Genomic DNA, 12,904 nt, shown 5'->3' on the forward strand with positions numbered 1-12,904 from the left:
TTTTAGAACCGCCCCGCTTGTCACGATGCTGTCTAGACACTTTACACACGCCGCCTCGACGCTCTACTCCGCAGTCCGGACACTTAACACGCTTGTTCCGACGCTTTCTGATCCAGTCTAGACGCTCGGGCTCAGCATAACGACGCTCGCCAACCCGGTCCGGACACTTTCCACACTTGTCGCGACGCTTTCTGATCCAGTCTAGACGCTTGGGCTCAGCATAATGACGCTCGCCAACCCGGTCCGGATACTTTCCACACTTGTCCCGACGCTTTCTGATCCAGTCTAGACGCTTGGGCTCAGCATAACGACGCTCGCCAACCCGGTCCGAACACTTTACGCACGTGTCTCGACGCTTTCCACTCCTATACAGACATTTCAGCACGCCGTCCCGACTCTCCTACCCCAGTCCGGACACTTAACACGCTCGCCCACTCCCTCTCCAGATTACGCAGATCCCTTGCAAATAATTAACAGAATATTCATACTGATATCAAGTACATACAAACACTAAACTAAAGGAAGTGACCAAACATGACCCATTCAACTCAAACGTTGAAGCAAGAGATTCATTCAGAAACGCTCTATGATTTACAGTTTGTCGGAGATCCGCAGGTTTCTCCAGATGGGAGCAAGATTGCCTATGTGACGACGAGCATTAATAATAAGAAGAAATATGATTCTCACCTATTCGTTTATGACCGAACAACGAATAAATCTACCCAATGGACACACGGGGAATCGCGCAATCAATCGCCGCGCTGGTCGGCAGATGGGGAGTCGATTGCTTTTATCTCAAATCGATCTGGTAAGAATCAGCTCTATGTGATGCCAGCTGCTGGTGGTGAGGCGCATCAGGTGACGACATTGAAAAATGGTGCCGCGAATCCGGTCTGGCACCCTAGTGAAGCAAAGCTAATGTTTCAGACGTCCCTTGAGGAAGGCGATGATCTTCATAACAGTGAAGACGAGAAAAAAGACGAAGAGTTGAAGCCTCACATCGTTGATCAGCTGCATTATAAAGCAGACGGCAAGGGCTTACTTGACGATAAACGTTCCCATATCGTGCTGTATGACAGCCAAACGGGAAAGCTTGAGCAAATTACGTCCGGGCCTTATGACCACTCTGATCCGTCGTGGTCGCCAGATGGATCGACGATTGCGTATGTCCGGCCCCAAGATGATCAGCCAGGAAGTTACATGTTAGCTGATCTTTATATTCAAAAACTCGGTCAACAACCTTACCGCCTCAACGAGAAAAGTGGCGGATTTGCGAAGCCAATTTTTTCTCCTGATGGCAAATCACTCTCCTATTTTGGACACGGGTACGAGTACGATGGTGCGACGTTGGCGAAAGTATGGGTCACAAACCTCGATACCAACAAGACGAAATGCCTGACAGAATCGGTGGATTTAGAATGTAGCGATGTATTGATCTCTGATTTACATTGGGCCAACCCTTCTCCTGGTGCAGTATGGACACAGGATGGACAAGGCCTTTATTTTCAAGGTAGCGAGCATGGCAATACAGGAATCTACCATTCAGATCTAGCTGGTGAAGTGACTAAAGTAATTGGCGGGGATCGTCACATTTACGCGTTCCATTATGCCAAAGACACCGGTGAAGCGATTATCGGAGTAAGTGATCCAACGCATATCGGGGATCTTTTCTCAGTTTCTCTAAAGAACAAGCAGGAACAACAGATTACACGTAGCAACGATTCGTTCCAAGACACGTACGAAATCGTTGCACCTGAATCGTTCACTTATCAAAGCAAAGATGGCCTTGAGATTGAGGGCTGGCTTATGAAACCTGCGAATTTTGATGCTTCTAAAACGTATCCGCTTGTCCTCGAGATTCACGGAGGTCCTCATATGATGTATGGAAATTCGTTTATGCATGAATTTCAACTGTTAGCCTCAAAAGGATATGCGGTTCTGTACACGAATCCTCGAGGCAGCCAAGGTTATGGGCAATCGTTTGTGGATGCTTGCCGGGGAGATTACGGCGGAGGCGACTACGAAGATGTAATGGCAGGAGTAGATGCAGCGCTTGAGAAGTTCTCATTCCTTGACGAGGGGCAACTGTTTGTTACAGGTGGTAGCTATGGTGGCTTTATGACGAACTGGATCGTCGGAAAGACCAACCGCTTCAAAGCAGCTGTTACGCAACGCTCGATTTCCAATTGGCACAGCTTTTACGGAGTGAGTGACATCGGGCACTTCTTTACGAAATGGGAAATTGGGAATCACTTCACTGAAGATCCACAGAAATTGTGGGACCATTCTCCGATTAAGTACGTGGACCAAATCGAGACACCTCTTTTAATCATTCATAGCGAGAATGACTACCGCTGTCCAATCGAACAAGGTGAGCAGTTGTTTGTCGCGTTGAAAAACCAAAACAAAACCACCCGCTTCGTCCGCTTCCCAGAATCGGATCACAACCTCTCAAGAACTGGTTTACCGAACCTAAGAGTTGAGCGATTGAACCAAATTGTTGGTTGGTTTGAGGATTATAAGGCATAAAATATTGAAAAGTAGATTCCTTAAGGAATCTACTTTTCTCATTTAAAGCACATCCATAAATACCTATTATTTGAATATAGTAGAAATTAAGAGTAAGCTTGGGTTAATTCTCAATGAACGACCTATTAAAGAAATGAAAGGAGCATGTCTTATCCGTACCAAAATAGTTTTGGCTACCTTACTTACCCTGCTTACACTGATGTTACAGCTCCCGATGGAAGCTTCAGCCGAGGCGAAAGATGGAGAATGGGAAACAAAGAACGATGTACCACTAGATAAAACATGGACAATTGAATTTAACACGAGCATTCAATCTAATGAGGAAAACGAAGAGTTTATTTACGTCACTGATGAGAGTGGCACCGAGATCAATAACGACATCACTATTGATGAAAACAAAATAACCGTTGGCCCTCCTGAAAATGAGTATGCCGAGGGCACCACATATACGTTACATATCGAAGAGGGCGTTTCCTCAACTTCAGGCATTCCTTCAGACAAAACGGTGACCATGCCTTTCACAACAGAGGATTCTTACACATTTAAAGCTGGTGAATGGACGCGAAATACGGAGTACAATGAAGCATTTTTGAATGTAAAACAAGTGACGGATGGAACGTTTGACTTCACGCTAAACGCCGTTTCAGGTGCTCACACTGGTTTGATTGAAGGCACTGCAACCATTTCAGGAGAAGAAGCTACATACTCCGACGAGCAAGGTTGTACACTCACCTTTACGAATCCAGGAGACACCATTACAGTTAGCCAAACTGATGAATGTTCTTGGTATGGCGGCGCCGGGGTGGTGTTCTCCGGAGATTACACAAAAGGAGACACAACGGATACTACACCTCGTTTTGTGGAAGTTGGCCTTTTCACAGATTCTGAAAATGAAGCATTCAAATCACTAGTTGGAGATCACTACAACCTATTCACAGACTCGTTCCAGGTTGTAACGCAAGAAGATGTAGCAGACGACTTTGGCGGCGAAGCTTACAGCGGATTCGTCCGTGGCGTCGTCAATTCAATGAATGGCATCGTGGTAAAAAGCGATAATGGTGAGATCTATGCAGCAACGCTTGGGAATGTTGAAGCAGGCGATTACATGAGTGAAGAAGGTATCCTCTACTTTACTACAGATAAAAATCATGCTGACCATCTTCCAAAAACGATTCTAAAATGGAAGAACAATCTTATGAATAATGAGAATGTCTACTATATGAATGACAGTGGCGCAGCATACTTTGATGAAGAGTTTGCCCAAGCTCTACAAACCGGGAAGATTAAACACGTACCATTCCAAATCGGAGACTCTATGGATGATGTTAAACAGCTTTTCGGGGACAAAGATGAAATAGGATACAACGGATCTATGGTTGCTTTCTATGATAACTTGAGCTTTGCATACGGACATGAGTTGAACTACGAAACTAAGGACACTATTCAGGTCATCTATAAAACGTTTAAAGAATCCACCTTTACAGCTGAAGATGTAAAAAGCGTTCTTGGCCCCCTTACATACGAAGGGGTCTTCCAAAAAGAAGATGCCTATGTGTTAAGGTATGACTTCACAGGACCAGAAAACGAATATAAATCCTTTTTCTATTTAGAAGGCAAATCGGGAGACAGTTACTTAGATCGCATGAATATAATTAAGAAGTAATACTAGACACAAAAGGTGTAGCGAATAAGCTGCACCTTTTTTTATACCTAAATTTAATATAAAACTCCCCTCTAATTGTATTTTTTGTATAATCATTATACACTTAAATACAGATAGCCCCACTAATCGACAACATACCCACAAAGGAGCATGATTCAATAATGCGACCGTTTCTTAGAATTTTTATGCTAGCCAGTATCTTTGCTCTTATACTCATCGTTCCTGCTCAGGCTTCAACGGACATTGCCAAAAGGTGGGGGCAAAAGACCAATGTGGCGACGGATAAATCCTGGACCATCATCTACAACACTCCCCTTCAATCCACTACAGAAAACAAACAAAACATTTATGTTACAGACATAGACGGCTCAACCATCCCTACTGATGTATTAATAAAGGGAAAGAAAATAATCGTTTCCCCTTTGAAAGGGACATACAAGCCTGGTACTACCTATACGCTACATATTAATAAAGGCGTCTCGTCCACATCAAGAGTAAAGTCATCAGATTCTTTCTCTTTACCTTTTACGACAAAAACAACTCAAGTAGCATCTTCTTACTTTGATGAATCTTTCCTTTCACAGCTTGAGTATGGCGTATTAAAAGGAATGGAAGCAGGGATCGGTTCTTCAAAAAAAGAGGTTACAGAGGCAGAGGGTCGTACACTTATTTCTCGGAAGTCGAATAGCGGAACAGTCTTATCGTTCCAAGGAAAGTATGAAGAGGACTATTCCTACACACTCATTGATGATGTCGTAACAGGCGCGTCTCTTAGCATTGCAGATAAGTCCCTTCATATCGAAGACCTCATTAGCGTTATGGGGAAAAAAGGGTTAGAAAATAAACTCGACATCCCCGGACACTACACGCTAGCTTACCCTCTTAATTCAGAGAGAAGACTCGTGGCCTTTTTAGAAACAACAGAACGATCGTCTCCTATTACACATTTATTTATTATGAAGTAATCTTCGAGAAATAGGCCCACTATATGGTTAGGAGTGTTTTGGTAGTTAACTAGAATGATTGGAGGGATTCGATATGGTTTTTAAAAAGTTGAGTAAGAAGGACCGATCCACCCATAACATCACTTTAACCAACTTACAACTAAAGATGGAAAAAGATAAGATGGATAAGAAGGTAATTGAATCACTCACCCTCGTTTTTGAAAACAGATTGACAGAAATGGGAGTAGAGGGGTTCCAAAAATGGCTAAATGACCTTCACTTCAGGACACCAGAAGAATTCTTAAACCACGATTATGCTCTAGCCATTTACGATGAGTCACGTTCATGGTTTGAAAAAGAAGTTATCAAGTTAGAGAAAGAAACAGGATTACCCTGGCAAGAACAAGCTGAAGATCTGAAGAGCGAAGATGAAAGAATACGAAAGACACAATTAGTCCTAAGACACCGAATATCAGAAATGGTACTCGATTTGCTTGGTTAACAACGTCAAGAATAAAACAAGGTTTGCTCTCATGCTATCCCCTCTTTCCTCTCAGCCCTTAAAATTGATCAAACGTTTGATCAACGGTTAAATTGGCCGTCTTACTACCTTATTTATGAAAGAGGCCCCTCTTCTTTAGAATACAGAAGAGAGGCCTATAAAAGTTTCGTATTAGTTATGCTCCTACAGAACTAGGCCCAGGAGTTACAATTCCCTCAGCCTGTAGCTTGGCTTCTTCTTCAGGTGTGGCAGGTCGGTACCCCTTTTCTAACAATTCCTTAATAAAGATCTTGTTGTAGACGAACGAGAATATAATACCCGGAACCCAAGCACCTAAACCAAACGTAAAGACACCTGCAACCGCAGCAAGAGCGAACATAATGACCGCCCACTTCAGATCTCCTCGAATTAATGCAGGAATAAATCCAAAGAAAAACGTTGTCCAACTGAACCCCAACTTCACTTCTTTCACCAAACCCGCATCGTTTTTTAACATCACCTGCATACTGTCGCCTCCTGGTGGAAAATAAGTACCCCTTATTATATTGAGGAGGCTTATGCCATATGACTGAAGAAGGTTCGTTTAGTCAAAAAAACACCCCTGGTACAAATACCAGGAGTGCACTCACCCATATTTCAATTTCGTCGCAATTTCTTCCATAAATATAAAGAAAATCGTTCTTGTTTTTTCAAATGGAAGCAATGCATCGCTTTGATTAAACTTAGACAAATGGAAGACGTAATCAGCCAAGGAGTTTTGAGTATTCACGTACTCTTCTAAAATAAGCATAATTTCAGCGCCTTTGTCCTTGGACTTCTGAAACAGAGTTTCAAAGGAAGAGAATTTACCGGTTACAGATAAAACAATCAATAACGTCTCATTATCCACCATTTGTTCTGCGTAATCTTCGCTATGGGTCACTTTTATATTTTTATCCGAAACAATATCAAGTTTGTATGCAAAGTACTCAGCACTGATAAAGGAGGGGCCTAAGCCATATATAATAATTTTGTTATATTTGTGATAAATCGATACAAAATCATCCACGATTTTTTTATCAAAGTTTTCTAAGAAAAGCATTAAGCGTTGTATTTCTTCCGTTCTTTGATTGCTTTCCCACTTGATCTGATGACCGCTAAAATAGAGTTTGTACTGCTTAAAGTTATCAAAGCCTAACTTCCGAACGAGTGTGGATACTTTAGAAGGGGCTACTTCACATATCTCCGCAGCCTCAATGATCTTTAACTTATCATTTTCTGCGACAAGTTCAGATACTTTTTGATGCACTTCTTTTTCAAGCTTCGTTAATTTATCCGTATCTAACTTTAACATCTACTTTCCACCCCTTTCTTTGTTCCACGAATCAACACTTCTTAATTAACCATACATCCCTTTTATACGCAAGAAGACCCGAACTTGTAAAGAAAAGAACCATTACCATTTCGACTGCTTATCTAAAATGGCAACGGTTCTACAACTTTAATTAAATAGTGGATAGATTCGCTTGTTGATCTCATCCGTATAAGGACGTATATGTTTCACGACTTCTTCATTTACCTTCGTATAGAACTCATGATTCGAATCATTTGGCGAGAACGTAGTTTCTGTTTCTACCATTTCCTGTACCGCCGATTCAAAATCACGATACACGCCCAAATACTGAGTCGTGCAGATTGCTGCTCCTAAGCACGCACTGCTACTGCCTGCTCTTCGGTGGACGGGTAATCCAAATAGGTCAGCAAGAATTTGCATCATAACATCACTCTTTGACCCTCCCCCGATAACAACGAGTTCATCAAGTCCAATCTTCATTTCCTCTAGCATATCATCGATATTGTTCTTCATATTAAAAGCAATCGCTTCTAAAATGGAACGATACATGTGATAGCGTGTGTGGCGTTGGTCAAATCCGATCATCATCCCTTTTCGATAAGGTTGATCAGGAGAAGCTAACCAGTCTAAGATCGTGAACAAGCCATCGCTTCCGACAGGGACTTCTTTAGCTTTTTCATTTAAGAACGCCTCTTCAGATACGCCTTTTTTGTTCGCTTCTGTCGTCAGCTCTTCTCCAATCAGATTCTTAAACCAGCTTACTGTCCAAAGCCCTCTTCGAATGCCGTTCGATTCATAGGCATATTTAAATGGAATGGAAGCGAAAGTTGGGAAGAAATTCTCTGCATTCTCCACATACTGATCGCGGATGAGCATGGATGAAATAAACGTGCCAAGAGAAATCATAATGGAACGCTCTTGATTAATGCCTGATCCTAATGCTTCCACCGCTTTATCATTCGCAGTTGCCACAACAGGGATACCTTCCTTTAACCCAAGGTCACTTGCAAGGTCTCCGCGGAGAATTCCTAACTTCTCGCCAGGCTTTACGAGGTTAAATAACATATCCCTCGTTAGTCCTTGAGCTCTGATGTCCTCATCATCCGTTGACCAATCAAGCGTTTCACGGTCGACGGGCCAAAACACTTCACAATTGGCAGCTGTATCGTTGTATTCACCAGTTAAGCGCAAACCAAGATACCCTGAAGTTGTCGTGACATAGTGAACCTTGTCATCTTTATGCTCATATGGTTTCGACATTCTGGCGTCCATCCAGCTAATAACGGGATAGGCCAATTCGCCGTTTTTGTCTAAAAGAACGCGACAGCAGCGAATGGTACAAAGTCCGATTCCAGTAATGGCGCTCTTGTCCCCTTCGAAATTATCCAGACACTGTTGAACCGCGTCATACAAGCTGTCCCACAAGTCGTCATCAGGATGGATAACTACATCAGGTTCAGGGGATAGTGTTTCTTTAAGAGCGCATGAACCATAGGCCATTTCGTTTCCCTCTAAGTCGAAGATGACGACTTTTGTACTCTGTGAACCGCTGTCGATTCCCATAATATACTGAGCGCTCATGGTCATTACCCTCTGATGTACTTTTTCACTTCGTTTGGTTGAGGGAAGATAGTTCCATGGTTCATAATCCCGTTTGGATCGAACGCTTCTTTAAGTTTCTCAAGCATGTAGTAAGCAGAACCGTGCTCTTCTTTTGTCCATTCTGAGCGATACTTACCGATGCCGTGGTGGTGACACATGGAGCCGCCTTGCTTCAACGTCTCTTCAATGATGATTTGGTGGATCGGATGATGATAAACGAGCAACTCATCTTCAGGAGCACAGTTAATCTCATAATTGTACACGAAGTACATGTTCGTTCCGTTCAAGTAACTATGGGAAGAGTGGCCTCCAAGCATCGTTAAGTCTTCTGCACGGTCAAACTCATTCCTCACACGAGCCATAACGTTGTTATAAATCTTAATAACACTTTCCCAATCTGCCGAAATTTCTGTTGTGAAGCCGTCATGCTTGTCGTGTTTCACCATTTCTTCGATTTCAGCATCAATCTTACTCTGATCCCAATTTAAGTTATTAAACCAGTCCTCAATAAGAGAAGAATCGACCTGTTTTATAATTCCTGATTGGAATTTCTCAACTGCTTCATCGATTGCCTCACTCGTTGCTTTTACAATGCCTTTTGCACCTTCTGCCATAAAAATGAGCACGCACTTTCCTTCATAAAAGTGCCCAAAGTGGTTACGCGCATCCTCTTCCGAATAACAGCGAGCAACAGATGGACGGTATCCATTGACCATCACTTCTCTCAGGATACTAATGCCTGTTTCCATATCTTCAATTAAATAACCATGGAACTCATTGTTCTCTGGTGTGTACTTAAAGATCTTCACCGTTACTTCAGTGATATAGCACAGCGCCCCTTCATTTCCAAGTGCGATATGGCGAATATCAGGTCCTCCAGATCTTCTTGGAACGTTTTTGATCTTCGAAATGTTACCTTCCGGGAAGACGCACTCTAATCCAACCAGCATATCTTCCATAGCGCCGTATAGAGTAGAGAATTGGCCGATACTTCTCGTTGCCACAAGTCCGCCAAGTTGAGCGACTGGTTTAGACTGAGGAGAATGGCCAGTTGTGTACCCTACTTTACGCAGTTCGTCTTCAAGGGTTTGCAGTTTCACACCAGATTGAACCGTCGCTTGCATGTTATAAGTATCGATATCGATGATGTCATTCATTTTAGAGCCATCAATGACGATCGTTTTCTGTTTCCAGTTCTCAAGTCCACCCTCAGTACCTGTTTTACCGCTTCTTGGGATGACGTTAATCAGATTTTCGTTACAATACATAAGCAGTGACTTCACTTCTTCTGGAGAATGTGGATACACAATCGCTAGCGGCTTTGGAACATCAAGTACATTTTTCGACTTCGGATATTTTTTATAACGATCAGCGGATGCGTCGTATAACGCTTCGTCGTCCGTTACAATTTGATCTTCTGGTAATAGGTCTTTTAATTCCTCAACGGTTTGATTTGTTTTCATTGTCATACAATCAATCTCCTTTATAAAAAATCTATCATTTTATGTTTCTATCGAACTAAGTAACCACCATCAACATTTAACAACGTTCCATTTACATAATTGGATGCGTCTGAGGCCAGAAATACGATCGCTCCCATTAGGTCGACAATATTCCCCCACCGGTTAGCTGGTATGTGGTCGAGAACTCGTTTGTTCTTCTCCTCATCAGCTCCGGTTGCTTTCGTCACATCCGTTGCGAAATAACCTGGTGCAATTCCGTTAACTTGTATGTTGTACTGAGCTAACTCATCACAGTACGCCTTCGTAAATCCAGCTAACCCATGCTTTGTTGCGGCATAAGCTGGTGACCACTGACCTCCAAGGTAAGAAAATAAGGAACACGTATTAATAATCTTACCGCTACGGTTAGGGATCATATATTTGGCCGCTTCATGAGCTAAATCGAAAGGAGCCGTCAGATTCACGGACACCATTTTGTCCCACTGAAGCCGAGTGAAATTCGTTACATCCGGCTCGTTTAAACCAATGCCAGCATTATTGAGAAGAATATCCACCGTACCAAATACACGAACACACTCTTCTACTACTCTCTTACAAGCCCCGTCTTCAGTAATATCCGCAATCATTAAGTGATACCGAACGCCTTCAGCTTCGATTAATTGTTTTGTTTCTTCATCTTCAATCATACTTACAACGAAGACATCTGCTCCAGCTTTCGCAAGTGCAAGGGCAAAGCCTTGACCTAGTCCAGAGTTTCCACCCGTAACCAGCGCCACTTTTCCGTGTAGTTGAAAGAACTGCATCGTAAAATCCGTAATATCCATTTTCTCGGCGCTCATTCTATCCCGCCATTCTTTTTGGTTGATTTTTCTGAACTCATTGTAAAACGACTCTTACGTGAAAAGCAACCATTTTGAACAGAAATTTCTCTTTTAATGTGTTTAATTATATTTTATAGAGAAATTTCTCAAGACAGAGGGACAGGTACCTCGTCCCTCTGTCCATGGTTGAGGCAGATAATATGAAAAGATAGAATGATAGATAAGAAGGGAGAGGATTACATGAACGAAGAACAAATTTTTCAACAAGTAAACCTAGTAAGAAAAGGAACATTAAAAGAATTAGATAGTGTTACAGAAGAGCAGGCGGATCAGCAGCCAGAGGGGGTTAAAAACACAATTCGCTGGAATCTTGGCCACATTTACGTTGTGCAAAATGCCTTGATTGCTAAGTACGGAGGCAAGTCAATCGAAACGCCATCCCGCTACCTTAAACTTTTCGCACCAGGAACAGCACCTTCCGATTGGCAGGGAGACGTCCCTTCTCTTGCTGAACTAAAGCAGCAACTTGAGGAACAGCCAGCTAGATTAAAAGAGGCTCTTACAGGACAACTGGATGATGAGTCAACCGGAGACTTCTTATCTCTTCAAACGGTTGGGGAAATTCTCAACTTCTCGTTGTATCATGAAGGGGTACATACCGGTACGATTAAATCATTAAAGGGCAACATGACTGACTAATGGGCCATGGGGACAGGTTCATTCTCCCTTCGCCCCTCGAAATACTTGACGGGACAAGGTACCTGTCCCTTCATCCCTAAAAAAAGCCCCTCTTTTAATAAAAGAGGGGCTTTTAAATCTTCTCTTATTTCATTGTTTCTAAGGCTGCTTCCTTCAACGCTTTCGCAAACTCCTCAGCTTCTAAAGCTTTTGTTCCGCCACCTTGCACGAAATCTGGCTTCCCGCCGCCTTTAGCTTCAATGAGAGGCATGACGTGTTGAGATGCTTCTTTCATATTTCCTGAAACATCGGATCCTTGCGCGAGGACAAACTGAAGTTGATCTTTCTGCTCACTGACAAGAACAACGATCCCATTAGGAGCCTGTTCAACAACCTTCTTTCCAAGGTCCTGCAACGTCTTAATCGTTCGGTCCTGAAAGACTCGTTGAACGATCGACACATCCCCCGTTTCTTGAGGTGCTGCTGCCAAATCCCGCGCTTCGTACTCGAGAAGTTGAGCTGTCTGTTCAGCTAGTTGTTTATCTTTTGCCTTACTTTCTTTTATTAAAGAAGATACTTCCTGCTCCAATTCTTCTTCCGGACGCTTCATTAACGTTTTGATTCCGGTTAGGAAACTGTGTTTCTTTTCCAACTGCTCGAGTACACGATTGCCGCATACAAACTCGAGACGCACGTTTCTCTTCTGACGCGTCCATCCGAGCAACTTCATCATCTGTACTTCCCCTGTTGAACGTGGGTGCGTGCCTCCACAGCCGTTGTAGTCAATATCGGGGATAATGACAAGCCGTACCGCTTCATCAACAGAGAGTGATTTACGGAGTGGGTATTGATTCGCCTCATCCACCGTCATCCATTTCGTTTCAATCGATCGATTCTCTTGAATCACTTCGTTCACACGTTGTTCCACTTTATGTAGCGTTTCCTCCGAGAGGGATTCTCCGTCAAGATCAATAGAGACGGTATCTTTTCCGAGATGAAAACTTAGAGTTGCCAAATTAAACTCGTCTTGCAAAATAGCAGACAGGATATGCTGACCAGTATGCTGTTGCATATGGTCAAATCGCCTTGACCAGTCCACTACACCATTTACCGTACTCGCTTCTTCGATTGGGAGAGTGACATAGTGACGAACCTCCCCACCTACTTCTTCTACGTCAATCACTCTAACGTTATTCAAGCTACCCGTATCATGGGGCTGTCCACCACCAGTTGGATAAAAAGCCGTTTCCTCTAACACGACATAAGGACGACCACCTTCATCTTGATCTGCTTTAACAAGTTTTGTTGTGAATTCTGTTTGATAGGCATCCCTATAAAATAGTTTCTCTGTCACGCTTACAACCTCCCA

General features: G+C 42.9%; 11 protein-coding genes. 5 read left to right on the forward strand and 6 right to left on the reverse strand.

Going from position 1 to position 12,904, the window contains the following annotated elements; genetic code table 11:
* The first annotated feature begins 534 nt into the window (after positions 1-534).
* The 4 genes from IMZ31_RS16640 to IMZ31_RS16655 all read left to right on the forward strand — a co-directional run bounded on the left by IMZ31_RS16640 (position 535) and on the right by IMZ31_RS16655 (position 5,638).
* Complete coding sequence (locus IMZ31_RS16640; protein ID WP_207528374.1) at positions 535-2,529, forward strand: S9 family peptidase; 1,995 nt, start codon at positions 535-537, stop codon at positions 2,527-2,529.
* A 214-nt stretch (positions 2,530-2,743) separates the two neighbouring features.
* On the forward strand, positions 2,744-4,192 hold the full coding sequence (locus IMZ31_RS16645; RefSeq protein WP_207528375.1) for an Ig-like domain-containing domain: 1,449 nt from the start codon (positions 2,744-2,746) through the stop codon (positions 4,190-4,192).
* Between the two features lie 161 nt (positions 4,193-4,353).
* The gene (locus IMZ31_RS16650) at positions 4,354-5,157 is read left to right on the forward strand and encodes an Ig-like domain-containing domain (protein WP_207528376.1); all 804 of its coding nucleotides are present in this window, start codon (positions 4,354-4,356) and stop codon (positions 5,155-5,157) included.
* A 73-nt stretch (positions 5,158-5,230) separates the two neighbouring features.
* The gene (locus IMZ31_RS16655; RefSeq protein WP_207528377.1) at positions 5,231-5,638 is read left to right on the forward strand and encodes a hypothetical protein; all 408 of its coding nucleotides are present in this window, start codon (positions 5,231-5,233) and stop codon (positions 5,636-5,638) included.
* A gap of 175 nt (positions 5,639-5,813) precedes the next feature.
* Here the strand turns inward: IMZ31_RS16655 and IMZ31_RS16660 are convergent, their stop codons facing one another.
* The 5 genes from IMZ31_RS16660 to IMZ31_RS16680 form a co-directional block, all read right to left on the reverse strand.
* Positions 5,814-6,143: a DUF2628 domain-containing protein gene (locus tag IMZ31_RS16660; RefSeq protein ID WP_207528378.1), complete on the reverse strand. Its 330-nt coding sequence runs from the start codon at positions 6,141-6,143 to the stop codon at positions 5,814-5,816.
* A 120-nt stretch (positions 6,144-6,263) separates the two neighbouring features.
* The gene (locus IMZ31_RS16665) at positions 6,264-6,971 is read right to left on the reverse strand and encodes a MurR/RpiR family transcriptional regulator (protein WP_207528379.1); all 708 of its coding nucleotides are present in this window, start codon (positions 6,969-6,971) and stop codon (positions 6,264-6,266) included.
* Positions 6,972-7,118: 147 nt separating this feature from the next.
* Positions 7,119-8,552 carry an FGGY-family carbohydrate kinase gene (locus IMZ31_RS16670; RefSeq protein WP_207528380.1) on the reverse strand — a complete coding sequence of 478 codons (1,434 nt, stop codon included), beginning with the start codon at positions 8,550-8,552 and terminating at the stop codon, positions 7,119-7,121.
* Positions 8,553-8,557: 5 nt separating this feature from the next.
* Positions 8,558-10,042, reverse strand: coding sequence for an FAD-binding oxidoreductase (locus tag IMZ31_RS16675; RefSeq protein ID WP_207528381.1), 1,485 nt, complete (start codon positions 10,040-10,042; stop codon positions 8,558-8,560).
* Positions 10,043-10,083: 41 nt separating this feature from the next.
* Entirely contained in the window at positions 10,084-10,860 is a 777-nt protein-coding gene (locus tag IMZ31_RS16680; RefSeq protein ID WP_242705725.1) for an SDR family oxidoreductase, read from the reverse strand.
* Positions 10,861-11,097: 237 nt separating this feature from the next.
* On the opposite strand from IMZ31_RS16680, the gene IMZ31_RS16685 reads away from it, so the two are divergent.
* Positions 11,098-11,556, forward strand: a complete 459-nt coding sequence (locus IMZ31_RS16685; protein ID WP_207528383.1) for a DinB family protein — start codon at positions 11,098-11,100, stop codon at positions 11,554-11,556.
* A 124-nt stretch (positions 11,557-11,680) separates the two neighbouring features.
* Here the strand turns inward: IMZ31_RS16685 and IMZ31_RS16690 are convergent, their stop codons facing one another.
* The gene (locus tag IMZ31_RS16690) at positions 11,681-12,889 is read right to left on the reverse strand and encodes an alanyl-tRNA editing protein (RefSeq protein WP_207528384.1); all 1,209 of its coding nucleotides are present in this window, start codon (positions 12,887-12,889) and stop codon (positions 11,681-11,683) included.
* Positions 12,890-12,904 lie beyond the last annotated feature (15 nt).

The sequence above is a fragment of the Pontibacillus sp. ALD_SL1 genome (genome assembly GCF_017355605.1).

Coding starts and splice junctions, on each gene's coding strand:
- IMZ31_RS16640 (WP_207528374.1), top strand. CDS start 535: ATGACCCATTCAACTCAAACGTTGAAGCAAGAGATTCATTCAGAAACG.
- IMZ31_RS16645 (WP_207528375.1), top strand. CDS start 2,744: ATGGAAGCTTCAGCCGAGGCGAAAGATGGAGAATGGGAAACAAAGAAC.
- IMZ31_RS16650 (WP_207528376.1), top strand. CDS start 4,354: ATGCGACCGTTTCTTAGAATTTTTATGCTAGCCAGTATCTTTGCTCTT.
- IMZ31_RS16655 (WP_207528377.1), top strand. CDS start 5,231: ATGGTTTTTAAAAAGTTGAGTAAGAAGGACCGATCCACCCATAACATC.
- IMZ31_RS16660 (WP_207528378.1), bottom strand. CDS start 6,143: ATGCAGGTGATGTTAAAAAACGATGCGGGTTTGGTGAAAGAAGTGAAG.
- IMZ31_RS16665 (WP_207528379.1), bottom strand. CDS start 6,971: ATGTTAAAGTTAGATACGGATAAATTAACGAAGCTTGAAAAAGAAGTG.
- IMZ31_RS16670 (WP_207528380.1), bottom strand. CDS start 8,552: ATGAGCGCTCAGTATATTATGGGAATCGACAGCGGTTCACAGAGTACA.
- IMZ31_RS16675 (WP_207528381.1), bottom strand. CDS start 10,042: ATGACAATGAAAACAAATCAAACCGTTGAGGAATTAAAAGACCTATTA.
- IMZ31_RS16680 (WP_242705725.1), bottom strand. CDS start 10,860: ATGGATATTACGGATTTTACGATGCAGTTCTTTCAACTACACGGAAAA.
- IMZ31_RS16685 (WP_207528383.1), top strand. CDS start 11,098: ATGAACGAAGAACAAATTTTTCAACAAGTAAACCTAGTAAGAAAAGGA.